Origin of the sequence: Sphingobium ummariense RL-3, assembly GCF_000447205.1 — a bacterium.
GTDB lineage: Bacteria > Pseudomonadota > Alphaproteobacteria > Sphingomonadales > Sphingomonadaceae > Sphingobium > Sphingobium ummariense.
Genome location: NZ_AUWY01000110.1, coordinates 1 through 19,895, shown reverse-complemented (window position 1 = coordinate 19,895; position 19,895 = coordinate 1). Strand labels below are relative to the sequence as shown.

The 19,895-nt window shown below is 67.3% G+C and carries 15 protein-coding genes; 5 read left to right on the top strand and 10 right to left on the bottom strand.

Annotation, left to right across the window (positions count from 1 at the left end; translation table 11 throughout):
- Positions 1-300: 300 nt before the first annotated feature.
- The 3 genes from M529_RS40325 to M529_RS40315 form a co-directional block, all read right to left on the bottom strand.
- Positions 301-1,401 carry a helix-turn-helix transcriptional regulator gene (locus tag M529_RS40325; protein ID WP_031295159.1) on the bottom strand — a complete coding sequence of 367 codons (1,101 nt, stop codon included), beginning with the start codon at positions 1,399-1,401 and terminating at the stop codon, positions 301-303.
- Positions 1,402-1,510: 109 nt separating this feature from the next.
- Entirely contained in the window at positions 1,511-2,158 is a 648-nt protein-coding gene (locus tag M529_RS40320; protein ID WP_031295158.1) for a class I SAM-dependent methyltransferase, read from the bottom strand.
- Positions 2,159-2,287: 129 nt separating this feature from the next.
- Positions 2,288-4,582, bottom strand: coding sequence for a CDC48 family AAA ATPase (locus M529_RS40315; RefSeq protein ID WP_021318894.1), 2,295 nt, complete (start codon positions 4,580-4,582; stop codon positions 2,288-2,290).
- 337 nt (positions 4,583-4,919) lie between these two features.
- Here M529_RS40315 and M529_RS40310 point away from each other — a divergent pair, with 337 nt between their 5' ends.
- Both M529_RS40310 and M529_RS40305 read left to right on the top strand, forming a co-directional pair.
- Positions 4,920-5,798 (top strand): LysR substrate-binding domain-containing protein, encoded by an 879-nt coding sequence (locus tag M529_RS40310; RefSeq protein WP_021318893.1) that lies wholly within the window; start codon positions 4,920-4,922, stop codon positions 5,796-5,798.
- 75 nt (positions 5,799-5,873) lie between these two features.
- Complete coding sequence (locus M529_RS40305) at positions 5,874-7,034, top strand: GGDEF domain-containing protein (RefSeq protein WP_021318892.1); 1,161 nt, start codon at positions 5,874-5,876, stop codon at positions 7,032-7,034.
- Positions 7,035-7,047: 13 nt separating this feature from the next.
- Here M529_RS40305 and M529_RS40300 read toward each other — a convergent pair whose 3' ends face one another.
- Positions 7,048-7,719, bottom strand: coding sequence for a glutathione S-transferase family protein (locus tag M529_RS40300; RefSeq protein WP_021318891.1), 672 nt, complete (start codon positions 7,717-7,719; stop codon positions 7,048-7,050).
- Between the two features lie 170 nt (positions 7,720-7,889).
- Between M529_RS40300 and acs the strand changes: the two genes are divergently transcribed.
- Positions 7,890-9,833, top strand: a complete 1,944-nt coding sequence (acs, locus tag M529_RS40295; RefSeq protein ID WP_021318890.1) for an acetate--CoA ligase — start codon at positions 7,890-7,892, stop codon at positions 9,831-9,833.
- Positions 9,834-10,168: 335 nt separating this feature from the next.
- Here the strand turns inward: acs and M529_RS40290 are convergent, their stop codons facing one another.
- Together M529_RS40290 and M529_RS40285 are read right to left on the bottom strand one after the other, a co-directional pair.
- Complete coding sequence (locus tag M529_RS40290) at positions 10,169-11,377, bottom strand: FAD-dependent monooxygenase (protein ID WP_021318888.1); 1,209 nt, start codon at positions 11,375-11,377, stop codon at positions 10,169-10,171.
- 206 nt (positions 11,378-11,583) lie between these two features.
- Entirely contained in the window at positions 11,584-12,675 is a 1,092-nt protein-coding gene (locus tag M529_RS40285; protein WP_021318887.1) for a branched-chain amino acid aminotransferase, read from the bottom strand.
- A gap of 148 nt (positions 12,676-12,823) precedes the next feature.
- Between M529_RS40285 and M529_RS40280 the strand changes: the two genes are divergently transcribed.
- Positions 12,824-13,849 (top strand): threonine aldolase family protein, encoded by a 1,026-nt coding sequence (locus M529_RS40280; RefSeq protein WP_021318886.1) that lies wholly within the window; start codon positions 12,824-12,826, stop codon positions 13,847-13,849.
- On the top strand, positions 13,788-14,735 hold the full coding sequence (locus M529_RS40275) for a DMT family transporter (RefSeq protein ID WP_021318885.1): 948 nt from the start codon (positions 13,788-13,790) through the stop codon (positions 14,733-14,735). The genes M529_RS40280 and M529_RS40275 overlap by 62 nt, the downstream gene beginning before the upstream one ends.
- Before the next feature lie 13 nt (positions 14,736-14,748).
- Here M529_RS40275 and ppc read toward each other — a convergent pair whose 3' ends face one another.
- The 4 genes from ppc to M529_RS40265 all read right to left on the bottom strand — a co-directional run.
- On the bottom strand, positions 14,749-17,457 hold the full coding sequence (gene ppc / locus M529_RS40270) for a phosphoenolpyruvate carboxylase (protein ID WP_021318884.1): 2,709 nt from the start codon (positions 17,455-17,457) through the stop codon (positions 14,749-14,751).
- Positions 17,458-17,756: 299 nt separating this feature from the next.
- Entirely contained in the window at positions 17,757-18,539 is a 783-nt protein-coding gene (locus M529_RS48525) for a hypothetical protein (RefSeq protein ID WP_201766353.1), read from the bottom strand.
- A 229-nt stretch (positions 18,540-18,768) separates the two neighbouring features.
- Positions 18,769-19,068, bottom strand: a complete 300-nt coding sequence (locus M529_RS49360) for a hypothetical protein (protein ID WP_152522630.1) — start codon at positions 19,066-19,068, stop codon at positions 18,769-18,771.
- A 184-nt stretch (positions 19,069-19,252) separates the two neighbouring features.
- Positions 19,253-19,895, bottom strand: a 643-nt coding sequence (locus M529_RS40265; RefSeq protein WP_021318883.1) for a heparinase II/III family protein, incomplete at its 5' end; no start/stop codon positions are given.

Here is a 19,895-nt window from a genome sequence, read left to right as displayed (position 1 = left end):
GCAGCGCGGCGGCCTTGCGCGCGCGCGCGCCAAGCGTCGCGATCAGCATCTCGGGGGTCTGGGTCAGGTCGTTCATCTTGCTCTCGCCGTTTGCGCCGGTGCCATAGCATGAAAGCGCGAAACGAAGGAAGGCGGCGATGACCGGCAACCGGGCCATGGGTCGCAAAATGGCCCGGCTGCCGACGGCGGAACGACCCGCCTTTCCATCTCTTATCGGCCGCCAGCTGGTCGCGCATACCCCAATGGAGGTATGCCCTGAAAATATCGGCCGGCCTGAAAATACCGGCCGGAACGCCAGGCTCAGCCGCCGATCAGGCCGACCATACGCACGAGCTGCGATTCCCGGCCGCATCCGGTCTTTTCGTAGATGCTGCGCAGCTGCACCTTCAGCGTTTCCACCGACACCCCGCGCGCCGCCGCGATGTCCCTGCGCGACTGGCCGGCCGCCAGGCGGATCGCGATGTCGGCTTCGGCCGGCGTCAGGCGGAAGCTGCGAATCAGAACCTGCGCCTGCCGGTCGGTCGGCGCACCGATCCGCGCGACGACGATCGCGCGCGGCGCGAAGGGCAGCGCCCAGGGGCGGGCCGGCAGCGGGAAGAATTCCAGCAGGATGCCAACGCCGTCCCCCTCGCCCGGCAGCATCACCGGATCGGCGACCGACAGCGGCGGATCGACGACCGCGCGAATCGATCGCAGGATTGCCCGGCTCTCCTCCGGCCGCTCGCTCGCCAGCCAGCCGTCGCTCAGGCGAATCCGGCCTGCGGACAGCAGCGACTCCGCGCGCGGAGTCATGCCGCCCACCCGGCCGGTGGCATCGACCAGCCAGCAGGCCCGGTCCATCGCTTCGAACGTCCCGGCGATCAGCGCGAATCCCTGCTGTTCGATCGCGCGCTGCAGACGAACCGCCGAACGGGCGTGGCCGGCAATGCGCGCGAACAGGTCCCGATCCTCCTGCTCCGTCCGCCCGTCGCCGCTGGTCCGCAGCAGCGCGAGACCGATCATCACGTCCTCATTGGCGATCAGGCGGGTCTGGCAGCCGTCGAAGATATCGAAGTCGGCGCAGAGATCGAGATAGTCATCGCCGCGCAGCGTCTGTCGGGCGATGTTGTAATGCGCCTCGTACACGATCTCCGGCCGGTCGGGCAGCCGGTCGGCGGCGACACGAAAATTGAGGTCGGGCTTGCCGACGTCGATCGCCGCCGACTGGGTGACGACGCTCTCGTCGATATCGCTGATCCAGTTGAAGGCGGTCGCTCCCGGGCCGAAGCCGATCAGCTGGCCGTGCTGCGAGCCCGTGGCCGCCGCCATCGCCTTCAACGCCGCATCCCACCTGCCCGGCTCCAGCGCAGCCGACAGGAACAGATCGGCCCACGCATCGTCCGACCGAGCGCGCGCAGCCATCATTTCCCCCATGTCCCCGCGTCCTGCGTTGCAAAATCAGGACGGGGAGTCAAATTTTTGAAACTAGGGGATTAAAAAACGCGCCAGAATGCTGATCCAGATTAAGGTATCAGGCCGCCTGCGCCAACGCCTCTTCCTTGACGGCGCGGAAAGTCCTGCACGGTGGGATGTTGCGCCATTCCATCCGCTCCTCGACGAAGGAGAACAGCGGCGCCATCAGTCCACGCACATAGGCGGAATATTGATAGACCAGGAAGGCGCCGCCGGGCCGGAGCGCCGCGTGCGTCTCAGAGCAGATCCCCTGCCCCACGCCGTCAGGCAGGGTGGAGAAGGGAATGCCGGACAGGATGCAGTCGGCCTGGCGATGGCCTGACTCCGCGATGAAACGGCGCACATCGGCCGCCGACCCGTGCACGACCCTAAGGCGCCGGTCGGGCAGGCTGGCTTCCAGATAGGCGATGAAGTCGAGGTTGAGGTCGATCGCGAGCAGGGTCGCGTCGGGATGCAGCCGCTCCAGGATCGACCGGGTGAAGGTGCCGACGCCGGGGCCATATTCGACGAACAGCCGCGTCCGTGCCCAGTCGACCTGGTCGAGAATGGCCTCGACCATCAGGGGGGATGACGGGATGACGGACCCGATCATGCCGGGATGCTTCACGAACTGGCGGAAAAACATCCCCCATTGTTCCATGAATGTGCCGGACCGTAACAGCAATGCAGAAAGATTGTTCTTCTTTTTCAAAGGAATGGAAGCCATCAACACTCGCCCGTTCGACATTGTCATCGTGGCGTCGCAAATATGGGCCCAGGTTTCAAGCGGCTTTGCGGCGTCTCTTGGCGAACGCGCGGGCGGCAAGGATGTTCATTTCCGCCGCCCGCCGTCCTTTCAGTCCTCCCGCTGGCGGGCCCGCAGCATGCCCGGCGTGATGAAGCCGATGGGATCGACCTGCATCGCATTCTGCTTCAGCTTCGCCTGCATCTGCTCATATTCACGCTCGACCTCCGGCGTCACCGAAGCGCGGGTTTCCTCCAGCGCCGCGTCGAAATGCGCCTGCGTCACCTTGTCCACCGACAGCGACTGGCGCAGCGCGATCAGGCCCGCACGGCGGACCAGATCCTCCAGGTCCGCGCCGGTGAAGCGCTCGGCGCGCTTCGCGAGCGAATCGAGATCGACATCGTCGGCCAGCGGCATCTTCGCCGTGTGGATGGACAGGATGCGCCGCCGCCCCGTCTCGTCGGGCACGGGAACGTAGATCAGCTCGTCGAACCGTCCGGGACGCAACAGCGCGGGATCGACCAGCGTCGGCCGGTTGGTGGCGCCGATGACCACTACCGACTGCAGCTCCTCCAGCCCGTCCATTTCCGCCAGGATGGTGTTCACGACCCGCTCCGTCACCGCCGGCTCGCCCAGCCCGCCGCCGCGGGCGGGCACCAGGCTGTCGAGCTCGTCGATGAAGATGACGGTGGGCGCCACCTGCCGCGCGCGGGAAAACAGGCGCGCGATCTGCTGCTCGCTCTCGCCATACCATTTGCTCAGCAGGTCGCTCGACTTGGTGGCGATGAAGTTCGCCTGCGCCTCGCGTGCCACCGCCTTCGCCAGCAGCGTCTTGCCGGTGCCGGGCGGACCGTAGAGCAGGAAGCCCTTGGCGGGGCGGATGCCCAGGCGGCGGAAGGCGTCGGGATCCTTGAGCGGCAGCTCCACCCCTTCCTTCAGGCGCATCTGCGCGTCGTCCAGGCCGCCGATGTCGGCCCAGCCGATATTGGGCGCCTGCACCATCACCTCGCGCATGGCGGACGGCTGGACTCGCTTGATCGCGGCCATGAAATCGTCGCGCGTGACCGACAGCTCCTCCAGCACGTCGGGCGGGATCGTCCCTTCCTCCAGGTTGAGGCGTGGCATGAAACGGCGCACCGCCTCGATCGCTGCCTCGCGGGTCAGCGCCGCCAGGTCCGCGCCGACGAAGCCATAGGTCATGCGCGCCAGCTCGGCCAGGTCCACGCCCTCGCGCAGCGGCATGCCGCGCGTGTGGATGCCCAGGATCTCCCGCCGGCCCCGCTCGTCGGGGACGCCGACGATGATCTCGCGATCGAAGCGGCCGGGACGGCGCAGCGCCTCGTCGATCGCCTCGGGCCGGTTGGTCGCGGCAATGACCACCAGATTGGTGCGCGGCTCCAGCCCGTCCATCAAAGTCAGCAACTGGGCGACCAGGCGCTTCTCCGTCTCGCCGGTCACATTGCCGCGCTTGGGCGCGATCGAATCGATCTCGTCGATGAACAGGATCGACGGGGCGGACTTGGCCGCCGCCTCGAAAATCTCGCGCAGCTGTTTTTCCGACTCGCCATAGGCGGAGCCCATGATCTCGGGCCCGTTGATCAGGAAGAACTCTGCGTCCGATTCGTTCGCGACGGCGCGGGCCAGCCGCGTCTTGCCGGTACCCGGCGGGCCGTGCAGCAGCACGCCCTTGGGCGGATCGACCCCCAGGCGCTCGAACAGTTCGGGATAGCGCAGCGGCAGCTCCACCATCTCGCGCAGCTGGTCGATCGCCTCGGCCATGCCGCCGACATCGTCGTAGGTGACATCGGCACGCCGCGATTCGCGCGGCTCCTCATATTCGGCGCGCAGTTCGACCTCGGTCTCCGCATCGATATGGACGATGCCCTTGGGCACCGTCGACACGACGACAAGGCGGATTTCCTGCAATGCATAGGCCGGCGCGGCCAGCATCTGGCGCAGGTGAAGCGGCATGTCGCCTTGCGGCACCTGCTGCTGGCCTGCCGTGGCGACGACGTCGCCGGCGGTCAGCGGCCGCTGGAAAAAGACGCGCTTGAGCGCTTCGGGATTGCCCTGGAGACGAAGATTATTTTGTGCAGGCGCGAACACGACGCGCTGGGCGGCGCGGGTCTCGATCCGGCGGATCTGGACGAAATCGCCCGATCCCACCCCGGCATTGGCGCGTTGCAGGCCGTCGAGGCGGAGCACGTCCAGCCCCTCGTCTTCCTTGTACGGGCGCACCACTCGCGCAGGGGTGGTACGCTTGCCCGCGATCTCCACCACATCGCCCTCGGCCAGGTGAAGCTCCGCCATCACCGCAACCGGCAGGCGCGCAAGGCCGCGACCCGCGTCCTCGGGCCTCGCATTCGCGACCTGAATCCTGCGCCCGTCTGTTTCCTGATCGGCCATCCGCCATCCCCCTTTCCTCGTCGGTGGGTGAGGAGATAGGAAACCCCCGGCCCGAGCGAAAGAGCCCCGCATTGCCATGAGGCGAACAAAAAAAAGGGCCGGCCAAAGGCCAGCCCGGAAAGTTTATAGGAGAGGATGCCTGAAAGGCCTCTCCTATGTGCACTGCAACGCGAAATCTCGCAAGTGCGAAATAAGGGGGGCGGTTGCAAAGATTGCATCTTGCCATTTGCCCGCTTTTCCTGCTCAGTGAGGAGAGGATGCTTGACCGCCGGTCAGCGCGCCGTCGCAGAACAGCAATGACGCGGCGCAGCGGATCGGCCTGAGAACGACCAGAGAGATGCGCAGACTGCCGCCCCTTACGGCCCTGGAGGCCTTCGTTCAGGTTGCCCGGCTGGGATCGGTCAAGGCGGCCGCGGAGGAGCTTGCCCTCTCCACGCCCGCGCTCAGCCGCCGCGTCCAGGCGCTGGAGCGCTTCATCGGCCGCCCTCTGTTCGACCGCAAGCACCAGGCGCTGGAGATCAATGCGGAGGGTCAGCGGCTGCTCGACGACATCGCGCCCGCACTCGATTCGCTCAGCCAGGCGCTGGAGAACATCCAGAGCGGCGGCAACCAGCTGCGGCTAAGGCTGGCGGTGATGCCGCTGTTCGCGACACAGCGCCTCTTCCCCCATCTGGGCGAACTGCGGCGCCAGCATCCCCAGCTGCATATCGACATCGAGACCACGCCCTACGCCGTCGCCCGGCTGGGCGAGGGGCTCGACGCCGCGATCGTGCTGGCGAAGGACATCGATCCGGCGCTCTACGCGCACGAACTCGACCATGACGAGGTTTATCTGATCGGGCGCAAGGCGCTGCTGGAGGGGCCGCACGCCCTGACGTCCCCGCAGGAGCTGGCGCAGCACACGGTCCTCCTGCATCGCGACATGGTGCTGGCTTTCGACGCGTGGAAAACGGCGGTGGGCCTGCCCGACCTGCAACCGCTGGCGATCGACAATTATGATTCGGGCCAGTTGATGCTGGAGGCGGCGGCACAGGGGCTGGGCGTCGCGGTAATGCACGCCAGCCATTTCAACGAAGCTGCCGATTCGCGGCTGGTGCGCCTCTTCCCGACCTATGTCGAAAGCCCCTATCGCTATTTCTTCGTCTGCCGCCCCCGCGCGCTGCAGACGCGCGCGGTGCGGATCTTCCGGGACTGGCTTGTCGCGGCCGATATCTGATCCTGATTCCAGCGCCTTGGCGCTTTATCTTTGAAGCGCTCTTAACCCTGTTCCGGTGCATCCGTTATGGAATGCATGACCGGGGCAACATCTTCATCCGCACAAACGCAGCAGGGGCTGACCGACCGGCTGGCGCGCTGGGCCAGGGGTCTTTCCGGCAAGGCCGAGGAAGAGGAGGAGGATGCGCCCGACGCCCGCCGCCGCGCCGGCACGGCGTCCAGCCGGGAGATCGGCCGCCGCCGCCGGCTGTACGAGGAGATCGGCGACTTCCTCTTCGCCCATGACCTCGATCTCACGCCGCTCAACTTCGGCGTTGCCCATGACTATCTGACGGGTGCCAATATCGGCGTGGAGAAGGCGGTGCGCGCCGTGCTGATGGAGCGCGGCCGGATCACCAACGGCTGGATCGAGGGCGTCGCCGCCGAGCATCGCCCCGATGAAGTAACGCCGGAGGCGCTGGCGACCATGCTCGACAAGGTCGAGGAGAATCTGGAGCAGTTCACCGGCCTGATGGACGAATCGCGTACCTCCGCCCGCAATTACGGCGCAGCGCTGCAGGAACAGGCACGCGGGCTGGAATCGGGGGGCGACAGCGAGCCGATCCTGGCCCGTCTGGTCGGCCTGACCCGATCCATGGTGGAAAAGACCCGCCAGGTGGAAAGCCAGCTGCGCGACAACCAGCGCCAGACGCTGGCGCTCAAGTCCAGCCTGGAAAGCGCGCGGCGTGCCGCCGAGCACGACCATCTCACCGGCCTGCCCAACCGCCGCGCCTTCGAGACCGTTCTGCGCGACGAGATCAAGGTCGCGCAGGAGTCGGGCGAACAGCTGTCCGTCGCCTTCTGCGACATCGACCATTTCAAGCGGATCAACGACAGCCACGGCCATGACACCGGCGACCGGGTGTTGAAGTTCGTCGCCGGCCTGCTGGCGAAGGCATCGGATGACCGCTGCCATGTGGCCCGCCACGGGGGCGAGGAATTCGTGATGCTGTTCCGGGGCAAGACAGCAGCCGAAGCCTGCGAGGCGGTGGACGCGGTGCGCGAGGATCTGGCGACCCGCAGCCTCGTCAACCGCACCAATGGCGAGCGAATGGAGCGGGTGAGCTTCTCGGCCGGGGTCGCGAACGTACTGGCGCATGAGGATCCCCGCGCCGCGCTCAAGGCCGCCGACCGCGCGCTTTACCTCGCGAAGGAGCATGGCCGCAACCGCGTCTATCTCGCGTCCGACCTCGACTAGGGGCAATCAGCCTTCAGAAATCGGGCTTCTCATAATGGGACGGCGGGGTGATCACCTCCATCCGCTCCGACAGCAGCGGCCGGAAGGACGGCCGCGACTTGAACCCCGCATACCAGCGCCGCACCGGCTCGTGCCCGGCCCAGTCGATGCCGCCCAGATAGTCCGCGACCGACAGGTGCGCCGCCGCCGCGATGTCGGCCAGGCTCAGCGTCCCTCCCGCCATCCAGCTGCGGTGGTCGAGCAGATAGTCCATATAGTCCATATGGACGTTCGCCCGCTTCATCGCCTCGCGCAGGATGCGCGCGTCGGGCGGCGCGCGCTCGATCAGGCGCTTCTTCATCCGCTCGTGCAGCAGCGGCCCCACCACATCGCCGTAGAAGACCTGGTCGAAGAAGGCGGTCAGCCGCCGCACCTCCGCCCGTCCCGCCGCCGTGCCGGAGATCAGCGGGAATTTCTCCACCGTCTCCTCGAAATATTCGCAGATCGCCTGGCTGTCGATCAGGGTGATCGCCTTCTCCTCGTCCACCATCACCGGCGTCGTGCCCGCGGGGTTCAGGTCCAGGAACTCGTCGCGCATCGTCCAGGGGGATTCGCGCACCAGATCATATCCCACGCCCTTCTCGCCCAGCAGCAGCCGGACCTTGCGGGAAAAGGGACAGAGCGGGAATTGATAAAGCTGCCACATAAGCCGTTCCTGTTAGGCTTCGGCCGCGCGCCGGGGAAGCGGCAAAATGCGCATCATGGGCCGAAGTTCCGCTGCGGCGAAAAGAAGGGGGCTTCCCATCTTCCGATCCGCGTATGCGCGCACTAGAAGAAGCGCCGAAGCGAAGGTTTCGCACAGGAAAGGATGCGCGCATGGCTGACGATTATTACCCGGTTCCGGCGGGATGGGCAGCTGGAGCGCTGCTGGACGGGGCGGGGCGCGCGGCGGACTATGGTCGCTCGATCGGGGATAGCCATGCCTATTGGCTGGATCGGGCGAAGCGGCTGGACTGGACGACCTTCCCCACCCGGACCGACGAGAGCAGCTTTGCGGAGGCGGATTTCGGCGTGCGGTGGTTCGCCGACGGCCGGCTGAACGTCAGCGCCAACTGCATCGACCGGCATCTGGCCGAACGCGCCGACCAGGTCGCGATCCTCTGGGAACCCGACGCCCCCGACGAGGAGCCCCGGCGCTACACCTACCGCCAGCTGCATGAGGAGGTCTGCCGCTTCGCCAATGTGCTGAAGGCCGCCGGGGCGCGGAAGGGCGACCGCATCACCATCTACATGCCGATGATCCCGGAGGCCGCCTTCGCCCTGCTCGCCTGCGCGCGGATCGGTGCGATCCACAGCGTGGTGTTCGGCGGCTTCTCGCCCGAGGCGCTGGCGGGCCGCATCCAGGACTGCGATTCGCGGCTGGTCGTCACCGCCGACGAGGGGCGCCGCGCCGGCCGCAAGGTGCCGCTCAAGGCCAATGTCGATGCGGCGCTGCGGGAATGCCCCTGCGTCAGGAGCGTGATCGTGGTGAAGGCCACCGGCGGCGACATCGCGATGCAGGACGGGCGCGACGTCTGGCTGCACGAGGAAGCGGCAAAGGTTTCCGCCGACTGCCCGCCCGAGCCGATGGACGCGGAGGACCCGCTGTTCATCCTCTATACCTCGGGCTCCACCGGCAAGCCCAAGGGCGTGCTGCACACGAGCGGCGGCTACCTCCTCTGGGCCGCCCTGACGCACGAACTGTGCTTCGACTATCGCCCCGGCGACATCTGGTGGTGCGCCGCTGACATCGGCTGGGTCACCGGGCACAGCTATATCGTCTACGGCCCGCTTGCGAACGGCGCGACCACCCTGATGTACGAAGGCGTGCCCAACTGGCCCACGCCCAGCCGCATCTGGGAGGTGGTGGACCGGCACCAGGTCCACACCCTGTTCACCGCGCCGACGGCGCTGCGCGCGCTGATGAAGGAAGGCGACGCGCATGTGACCCGCACCAGCCGCGCCAGCCTGCGCGTGCTCGGCACGGTGGGCGAGCCGATCAATCCGGAGGCCTGGCGCTGGTATCACCAGGTGGTGGGCGATGGCCGCTGCCCGATCATCGACACCTGGTGGCAGACGGAGACCGGCGGCGCGATGATCGCGCCCATGCCCGGCGCCACCGACCTCAAGCCCGGCTCCGCCACCCTGCCGCTGCCGGGCGTCGTGCCCCAGATCGTCGATGCGGAAGGGCATGTGCTCGACGGCGCGGCCGAAGGCAATCTCGTCATCGCGCAGAGCTGGCCCGGCCAGATGCGCACCGTCTGGGGCGACCATGCGCGTTTCTTCCAGACCTATTTCACCACCTTCGCCGGCAAGTACACGACCGGCGACGGCGCGCGCCGGGATGCGGACGGCTATTACTGGATCACCGGCCGCGTCGACGACGTCATCAACGTGTCGGGCCACCGCATGGGCACGGCGGAGGTCGAAAGCGCCCTCGTGCTGCACGAGGCGGTGGCCGAGGCGGCGGTGGTCGGCTTCCCCCACGACATCAAGGGCCAGGGCATCTACGCCTATGTGACGCTCAACGCCCATGAAGAGCCGAGCGATGCCCTGCGCAAGGCGCTGGTCGCCTGGGTCCGCACCGAAATCGGCCCCATCGCCACGCCCGACGCCATCCAGTTCGCCCCCGCCCTCCCCAAGACCCGCTCCGGCAAGATCATGCGCCGCATCCTGCGCAAGATCGCCGAAGGCGAAACCTCGCCACAGGCGCTGGGGGATACCAGCACCCTGGCCGATCCCTCCGTCGTCGAAAATCTCGTCGCCAACCGGGTGGGGTGAAGCCGGATGAAATTTCCGGCCCAATGCCGTATACAAGGCCTGCAAAGGGCATGGCTTCGCTTTGTGCCAGGAACCCCCGTCATTGCCGTGGCGGGGGTTCAACCGTCCAGGAGGCAGGTTGCCGCCCGCCTCTTGTCCGTCGCACATCCTCTATTTGGAGCGTGAGACCTCCACGATCTTGAGGATCAAGGTCGCAAAGGCGATCATCACCCCAAGGGCGATGCACGCGTCTGCAAAGGACACTTCTTCTTTCTCCTGACGCCAAACGCCAGGATTGCCGCACGGCCGGTATGGGCAGATAAGACCGTCCCGCTACGGACGCTTACGGATATGGATTACACCATCTCTCCCGTCAGCAGCCGCGGGAGCGCACCCGATTGTCCCCGCGCCTCCGCCATGAAGCGCTGCTTGAGCGGGGACGTGCGCTGCACCATGGCCAGGCCCGCGCGGCGCACCAGCGAGGGGAGCTTGCCCGGTACGTCGAACAGCCGCACGAGCCCGTCCATCGCGATGCTGGTCATCATCGCGTCCAGCCCGCGCCAGCGCTGATAGCGCGCGAGCAGCTGCGCATCGCCCGGGTCGAGGCCCAGGCGCATGCCTTCCACCAGCACCTCCACCAGCGCCGCGACGTCGCGGAAGCCCAGATTGAGGCCCTGCCCGGCGATCGGGTGGATGCCGTGGGCCGAATCGCCCACCAGCGCGAGCCGCGTGTCGGTGATCCGCGCCGCATGGTGGAAACCCAGCGGATAGGAGGAGCGCGGCCCCGCCAGGCTGATCTCCCCCAGGAAGCCGCCGATCCGCTTCTGCGCCTCGGCCAGCCAGGCGCGTTCCGACAGCTTCAGCATGGCGGGCGCCTGGTCGGTCGGCACCGTCCACACCACGGCGGACCGGGTGCCCGGCAGCATCGGCAGCAGCGCGAAGGGGCCGCCGGGATAGAAGATCTCATAGGCGGTGTTGGCGTGCGGCACCTCATGGTCGACCGCCGTCACCATCGCGGTGTGCCGGTACTGCCAGCGCGTCGTGCGGATGCCCGCCGCCTCGCGCGTGGGGCTGTTGCGCCCCTCCGCCGCGACCAGCAGCGCGCCGCGCAGCTCCGCTCCGCTTGCCAGCGTCAGGCGCACGCCGGCGGCGTCGCGCTCTACCGTGACGGCACGGTCGGGCTGGAAGCGGACCAGATTTTCCGCGCCGGCGGCCGTCGCGGCGAGCGCGAGGCGCAGGTCGCGATTGGGGAACATGATGCCCATCGCCCCGTCATCCTCGTCGGGCACGAAGTCGAGCGCGCCCGGCTCCAGCCCGTCGCTGACCCAGATGCGATCGATCGGACAGCCCTTGCCCTCCAGATGCGCGGCGACGCCGATGGCGGAGAGCATGGCGACGCTGGTGGAGGAGATAGCCGAGACACGGCCGTCGAAGCCCGCCGCGGTCGTTTCGACCGGATCGGCGGGATCGACGACGGCGCAGCGCACACCGTGGCGGGAGAGGGCGATGCCGAGCGTGAGGCCGACCAGCCCTCCGCCCAGGATGACGACGTCGAAGCGTTGCATAAGGGCCTGTCTAGGCGCTGGGCGGAGGATTGGAAAGCGCCGTCCCACCTTTCCTGTCCGAAAGGGCCGGTGCGGCGCGCCCGCGCCCACCCCGTTCGCCCTGAGCGAAGTCGAAGGGTACCGCTGAACGCAGTGAAGCGCCTTCACTGCGTTCAGGCCAGGGCTTCGACTTCGCTCAGCCTGAACGGATGATAAGGTGCGGCCTTTTACAGCCGCCGCAGCCAGTTCGCCGGGTCGGCCACCGTCCCGCGCTGGATTCCGGTGAGCTCTGCGCGCAGCGCCTCCGTGACGAGCCCGCCATCGCCATTGCCCACGGTGAAGTCGCCGCTCGCGCTCTTGACGATGCCGATCGGCGTCACGACCGCCGCCGTGCCGCAGGCGAAGGCCTCGCGCAACCGCCCGCTCGCCGCGTCATCGCGCCACTGGGCGAAGCTGTAGCGCTCCTCGCGTACTGCGTGGCCCTTGGCGCGGGCCAGGTCGATGATGCTCGCGCGGGTGATGCCGGGCAGGATCGTGCCGCCCAGCGGCGGCGTCACCAGCGACCCGTCCTCCATCACGAAGAAGACGTTCATGCCGCCCAGTTCCTCGACCCACTTGTTCTCCGCGGCGTCGAGGAAGACGACCTGGTCGCATCCCTGCGCGATCGCTTCCTTCTGCGCCACCAGCGACGCGGCATAGTTGCCGCCGCACTTGGCAGCGCCCGTGCCGCCGCGCGCGGCGCGGGTATAATGTTCCGACACCCACAGCGTCACCGCCTTCTTGCCGCCCTTGAAATAGGCGCCGGCGGGCGATGCGATCACGCAGAAGATATATTCGGCGGCCGGCCGCACGCCCAGGAACGCCTCGCTCGCGAACAGGAAGGGGCGCAGGTACAGGCTGCCCTCGCCGCTCGGGATCCAGTCGGCGTCGATCTTCACCAGCTCCTCGACCGCCTCCAGGAAGATCTCCTCGGGCAGCACGGGCATCGCCATGCGCTCGGCGGAGTCGGCGAAGCGGCGGGCATTCTCCTCTGGCCGGAACATGGCGACGGTGCCGTCCTCCAGGCGATAGGCCTTCATGCCCTCGAAGATCTCCTGCGCATAATGCAGCACGGCGGAGGCGGGATCGAGCTGGAAGGGTTCGCGCGGCACCACGCCGTGGCTGTGCCAGCCCCGCCCCTCGGTATAGCGGATCACCACCATATGGTCGGTGAAAATCCGTCCGAAGCCGGGGTCCTCGAGCAGTACGGCGCGCCGGTCAGCCGCCACAGCCTGGCTGTTCCGGGTGAGCGTGAAGCGCGATGTCTGCTGGACGTCCATATTTCTACTCCTTCGGCTTGGACAGCGCGGCCTATGTCACAGAAGCGGGCTTGGAACAATGTTGCGCGGCCCGATTCCCGGCCACTGCCCGGCAACTGGCCCGCTCGCGCCCGCTTGCGCTTTGGAGGGGCTCGGCTAATCCGGCGCCATGCACTTCTTTTCCGACAACGCCACCCCCGTCTGCCCGCAGGTCATGGCCGCGATCGCGGCGGCCGACCATGCCGACCATGGCTATGACGGCGATGCCTGGAGCGCGCGGCTGGACGGCGCCTTCGCCGACCTGTTCGGCACGCCGGTCAGGGCACTGTGGGTTTCCACCGGCACGGCGGCGAACAGCATCGCGCTCGCTTGCCTATGCCCGCCCTATGGCGGGGTGATCGCGCATGAGGAGGCGCATGTCGTCGTCGACGAATGCGGCGCGCCGGGCTTCTTCACCCATGGCGCCAGCCTCCTGACCCTGCCGGGCGACGGCGCGAAGCTGTCGCCCGACGCGGTGCGCGCGCGGCTGAAGGCGATCCGCCCGGACGTGCACCAGGTGCCGGCCCGCGCGCTGACCATCACCCAGGCGACCGAATATGGCCGCGTCTATGCGCCCGACGAGGTCGCCGCGCTGGGCGAGGTCGCGCGAAAGCACGGGCTCGGCCTCCACATGGACGGCGCCCGCTTCGCCAATGCGGTCGCGCATCTGGGCTGCCATCCGGGCGACGTGACCTGGCGCGCCGGGGTGGACGTCCTCTCCTTCGGCTGCGTCAAGAATGGCGGGATGAACGCGGAGGCGCTCCTCTTCTTCGGCGAGCAGGCCGACGCCCGCGCCGCCGAGGCCGCGCGCTGGCGCAAGCGCTCGGGCCATCTCTTCTCCAAGGGCCGCTATCTCGCCGCGCAGATCCTGGCGATGATCGAGGACGGGCTGTGGCTCGCCAACGCCCGCGCCGCCAACGCCGCCGCGCAGGCGCTTGCCGAAGGGGCGGAGGGGCGGCTGATGCAGCCGGTCGAGGCGAACGAGCTCTTCATCAGCCTGACCGCCGAAGAGGCCGCCGCCCTGCGCGCGCAGGGATTCGACTTCTACGACTGGGGCGAAGGCGCAGCCCGGCTCGTCACCAACTGGTCGCAGGATGCGGCGAGCGTCGCCCCCCTCGCTTCCGCGCTGCGGGCGCTCGGCCGTGGCGCAGGATAGCCCCAAGGGCGGGATCGTCCTGCCCTTCCTCCTGGTGACGCTGATCTGGAGCTCGACCTGGATCGTCATTCGCGACCAGCTGGGCGGCGTGCCGGCAAGCTGGTCTGTCTGCTACCGCTTCCTGGTCGCGGGGATCGCCATGGCCGCCTTCGCGCGCCTGCGCGGCGTGCCGCTGCGGCTCCCGCGGGAGGGCTATGCCTTCGCGGCGCTGCTCGGCCTCGCCCAATTCGTGCTCAACTTCAACTTCGTCTATCGCGCCGAACAGCATCTGACATCGGGCGTGGTGGCGACGGTCTATGCGATGCTGCTGATCCCCAACAGCATCCTCGCCTGGATCGCCTTCCGCCAGCCGGTCAGCCGCGCCTTCATCGCCGGATCGGTGATCGCGGTCGCCGGGATCGTGCTGCTGCTGGTCCGTGAATATCGCGCCGCGCCGGTCTCGCCGGACGCGGTGCTGCTGGGCGTGGCGTTCAGCGTCGCGGGACTGCTCAGCGCCTCGGCGGCCAACATCATGCAGGGGATGCAGGTCGCCCGCCGCCTGCCGATGGTGGCGGTGCTGGCCTGGGCGATGCTGATCGGCAGCGCGGGCGATGCGCTCTATGCCCTCGCCACGGCCGGCCCGCCGGTGGTCGACATGCGCCCCGCCTATCTGCTGGGCATAGGCTGGCTGGCGATCGCGGGATCGGTGGTCACCTTCCCGCTCTATTTCGGCCTCATCCAGCGCATCGGCGCAGGGCGGGCGGCCTATACCAGCGTGCTGATCCCGGTGATCGCGATGCTGATCTCCACACTGGCAGAGGGCTATCGCTGGACTGGCATGGCCCTCGCCGGCGCGCTGCTGGCGGTCGCCGGCATGGCGATCGCGCTGCGAGCGAAGGCGGGCTGAGGGCGCGCGCCCCCTACCCGCTGTTGCGCAGCGCCGTCGCGATGGCGTTGATCGACAGCTCTATGCCTTCCTTGATCCGGGGGTCGTCCTCGCCCGCGCGGTGGCGTTTCATCAGCTCGACCTGCAGCAGGTTCAGCGGCTCGATATAGGGCAGCCGCAGCCGGATCGACGCGTCGAGCGCCGGGTTCTTCTCCAGCAGCCGCGACTGGCCGGTGGCGGCGAGCAGCCCGTCATGGGTCATCGCCCATCCGTCGCGGATGCGGCCGAAAATCTCCTGCCCCCGCGCCTGGTCCTCCACCAGCGGCAGATAGTGCGCGGCGATGCCCAGGTCCGACTTCGCCAGCACCATCTCCATATTGGCGAGCGCGGATGTCAGGAACGACCAGTGCTGCGCCATGTCGGCCAGCAGCGCCTTGTCCTCGAAGCCCGCCAGTGCGTGCCCCACGCCATACCAGCCCGGCAGCATCACCCGCGCCTGCGCCCAGCTGAACACCCAGGGGATGGCGCGCAGATCCTCGATCTTGGTGCTCTTGGTGCGGCTGGCTGGCCGCGAGCCGATCTTCAGGCCCGAAATCTCCTGGATCGGGGTCAGCTCGCGGAAGAACTCGCGGAACCCCTCGGTGCCGTACACCAGGTCGCGATAGGCGGCGAAGGCGGACTGCGACAGCGCGTCCATAGCCGTCGCGAAGCGCGCGGCGTCGCGCGCCGAAACCCCATCCGGCTCCAGGCTGGCGAGCAGCGTCGCGCTGGTCATCGCCTCCAGATTGGTCATCGCGACATCGCGCGACCCGAACTTCGCGGCGATCATCTCGCCCTGCTCGGTGATGCGGATGCGCCCCTGCACCGTGCCGCGCGGCTGCGCCTGGATCGCCGCGAAGGAGGAGCCGCCGCCCCGCCCCACGGCACCGCCGCGGCCGTGGAACAGCTGCATCGCCGTCCCCGCCTGCGCAAAGACCGGCGCCAGCGCCTGGCTCGCCTGATAGAGGCTCCAGGTGGAGGTGATATAGCCGCCATCCTTGTTGCTGTCGGAATAGCCGATCATCACTTCCTGATGGCCCCGCGCCTTCACCACGCCGGCGATCTCGGGCAGGCCGAAATAGGCGGTCATGATGCTGGGCGCCGCCTCCAGGTCGGCGATGGTCTCGAACAGCGGCACCGCCATGATCGCGGCCTGCGGCGGCTCGCCGTCCTGCCCCGCGCGCCACAGCCCCGCTTCCTTCAGCAGGATGTTGACCTCCAGCAGGTCGGACACGCTTTCCGCCTTGGAAATCAGATAATGGGTGATGCACTGCGGGCCATAGGTCGCATGCGCCTCCGCCGCCGCCTGCACGATCGCCAGTTCCGACGCGGTCTCCTCCGCATAATCGGAAAAGCGCGTGCCGAGCGGCCGGTTGCTCGCCAGCTCCCGGCGCAGCAGGGCGATGCGCGCATATTCGTCGAGCGCCAGATAGTCCGCCTCGACCCCCGCGACCTTCAGCAGTTCGGCGACGACCCGCTCGTGCACCGCACTGTTCTGCCGCATGTCGAGCGTGGCGAGATGGAATCCGAAGGTCTCCACCGCCCGGATCAGCCGCCCCAGCGCCCCGCCGGTCGCCAGCGCGCCGTCGCCTTCCGCCGCCAGCCCCTGCGCGATCACCACCAGGTCGCGGCGCAGCTCGGCCGGGTTGCCATAGGGCTCGCCCGCCAGCGCCGAAGGACGCGGCGGCGCATGGCCCACCAGCGTCGCATAGGTGGCGGCCAGCCGGGCGTAGATGCCGGAAATGGCCCGGCGATAGGGTTCGTCGGCGCGACTGGGCGATGCGTCGCCGCTCGCTTCGGCCAGCTCCAGCACCGCCTGCGGCACCTGCGCCAGCTCGGTGGAGACGGACAGTTCCGCCCCCAGCGCGTGCACGCCCTCCAGATAGAAGCCCAGCGCCGCCTGGCATCCCCGCCCGAGCGCCGACCGCAACTGCGGCGCCTGGACGAAGGGATTGCCGTCGCGGTCGCCGCCGATCCAGTTGCCCACCCGCAGGAAACTCTGCGGCCGCGCCTCCAGCACGCGCTCCCACCGGGCGTAGAGCGCGGGGAGCACCGGCAGGAAGATGTCGCGGAAATAAGTGAGGACATTGTCGATCTCGTCCTGCACGAACAGCTTTTCGCGGCGCAGCGGGCGCGTCTGCCACAGCAGCGCGATCTGGCGGAAGATCGCCTCGTCCAGCTGCTCGCCCTCGTCGGTCTCGGTCCGGCCGGCATCCTTCAGCAGCATCAGGTCGGCGATGCGGTTCTTGTGGTCGATCATGCTCTTGCGCCGCACCTCGGTCGGGTGAGCGGTGAGCACCGGGACGACCAGCGCATGGGACAGCAGGTCCAGCACCGCCTCGCGGCCGATGCCGTGGTCGGCGAGCCGCGCCACGGCGGAAGCGACGTCGGCGCCGGGCTCGGCCGCCACCCCCTGCCGGTCCTCGGCCAGGTTGGCGAGCATCGAGAACAGCATGAAGCCGCGCACGAAGCTCAGCGTGTCGTCCAGGCTCAGCGCCTCCAGGCCCGTGTCGGTCAGGTCCGCCCCCTGCACCCCCCGCGCCCGGTCGACCGATGCCGACCGGATATATTCGGTCTGCTTGTAGAGCTTCTCCCCGCCATAGGCGCGGATCACATCGCCCAGCAGGCGCCCGAGATAGCGGATATCGGGATTCTGCGTGATCGCAGGCGGCGGAGCCGCCGCTTCGGAGGAGAGAGTCGCCATGGCGGTAATGCTGCGCTGCGGTAGAGGGTGGGTCAAGGGGATTAGGGCAAACCAGATTTGCGGGTGGCGCAGGCAGCGCACCTGCCAGCGGGAGCGGCGGTCGTATAGACAGCTTGTTCACCTTAACCGTTACCCCGGCCTCGCGGCGGGGTATCGCTTCTTCATCGCTTCTGGAGAGCAAAAGCGGGATGCGGGGTCGTGCCCGGCATGACGATGCGGGGACGGGCAAATAGCGACCCATTAGCAGTCACTCGATCTCGACCAATTGGTGCCCGAAACCGGCCATTGCTGGAAGCGACTTAATACAGATCGGAAACAGGCATACCGACCCCACCGCCACCTTTATGTGGTCTTGCGTAGTAGCCTTCGGGGGCATCAGGAATGCGAGCTGTGCATTCCGAAGAACAGGAGTGAGCGAGCAAAGGGGTCACGTCAGTCCCAATCCGCTGGGTGGTCCAGTAGGGAGTCGCGCCGCGCTCACCGAAGGGCTTATCGCAAACACTGCAAGTTTGTGGCTGGAGAACATTCAGCGGACCGGACAATCTTGGGAAGGGCAAACGCGTTTTGATATTGCCATAGAGTGCGCGGGTGCTCATCCGCGTGTCACGCAAACGGGCGCAGCGGGTCACCTCGTAGGGTAGCCAATGCAATGAGTAAGAAGTGTATATGTCTAGATTGCAGAGCGCGGATAGTCTGCCGATCTCGGGCGGTAAGCGACGAAGATGGCTACCATAGAGGCGCAATTGGCTCACCGTTGTTAGAAATTGCACTTCTGTCGGCAGCGTGATGACGTCTGACCATTGCTCAGCAGGTATCGTCGCCGATGGCTCGATCACGGAGGTGTTCCGGCTTTCATCGATCAGGGTCAGCAGCGCCAGCCATCCGGGTGCGGATGTATCCTGCGGTTCCGCGTGTAGATTTGGAACGCTTGGTGTGCCCTTCTTCCCCCGCAATGAAAGGCAGGCGCAGTGACCGCTTCGTTCGACGCGCTGCGCCGCCGCGAGCGTTACGGGATCCTTGCAGATCACCGGTAGCGGTTTGCCCGGTCTGGGCTCGCCCAAAATGCGCCTGATTATGGACATGCTCTCTCCCGCGCGTAGCGGCCGTTATGGCAGCTATTAAACTGCACTCAACCAAAAGCTGCCCGACTGTTCTCCACCCTTGATCGCCGTTCACTGGGCCGATCGACGCCAAACCTTCCCGTTAGCGGTCGGTCCGCTCCTGGGCGGGAAAGCTGACCGGCAGGACGCGACCCATTTGCGGCCGTACATAGAGCCTTTGGGAAGCGTTAAAAGCTGCCTCAGTGTTTCACTAATCTTCCGGCATTACGCCCATTGGATACGATGAATGAAAGGATGACGGCATCTGGCCGCCTTTCTCAACGAAGTCATCGATGACCGATCGCACTAAGGCAATCGATAAACAAATAGACTGGAATGAGTCTGCGCCCGCGATGGGCCTGACCTTGTTTAGGAATGGAGACAAATGCACCGGGCACCACCAAATTCCTTCGTGATCTTTTGTTGGAATTTCTAGACCGATGGATATCTCAAATTTCTCACCTTGACGGTTTATTGCTGAGAAAACATGCGAAGCGATGAGAGCGGCCATATTTCCATGTCCATCGGATGGCTATTTTTTCTTGCAAAATAGCCAGAAGCCGACAGTCTGCAACCCACCCCATACCGCCATTCCTGCCAAGGCTTCGCTTCCAGCGCAGAGTCCGAGAGATGGATCCCCGCCTTCGCGGGGATGACGGGCTCTAGGGAGATTATCCAAACTACCCGCCCGGCCGTTACCCCACCCGCTTGAACAGCCAGCCGATGCTGGACCCGCCCGGCAACGCCTCGGCGGTGACGACGAGCTGGCGGGTGGGGTGGGGGCGGCCGTCGGGGTCGACCCAGAGGCTTTCCTCGATCGCGAGCTTGCCCGCGCCGGCGCGGAACTGCCAGAGGGGGCCGAGGTCGATGCGCAGCAGCGCGCCGAGGCCGTCCGCCGTGGGGGTCGGCTCGACACCGGGGGCAAGATGGAAGCGGAGCTGGACCGGCAGCGTCACCGGCTTGCGGCGGCGTTCGGCCGGGGTCAGCATGTCCTCGCCCCGGATCTCCTTGCCGTCGCCGCTGACCAGCAGCAGGCGGCGGTGGACATAGCCGAGGCGCCGGACATAGCCGTCATGGCTGAGGTCGATGCGGCTGCCATTTTCCAGCTCCTGCCGGTTCAGCTCCACCTCGGTCACGCCCTTGCCCAGCGTGCCGTCGGGCAGCAGCGCGGTGGAATTGCTGTCGTCCAGCACCAGCGTCGAATGCGCCGCCGTGGTGCGCAGGCCCTGCGCCAGATCGGCCGGAATCCATGCGCCTCCCAGCGCCGCGCCGCCGCAGTTGACGACCAGCCGGTGCGGCCCGTCGCTGAGCTCGATCGCGCCGGTCGAGGCGCAGCCG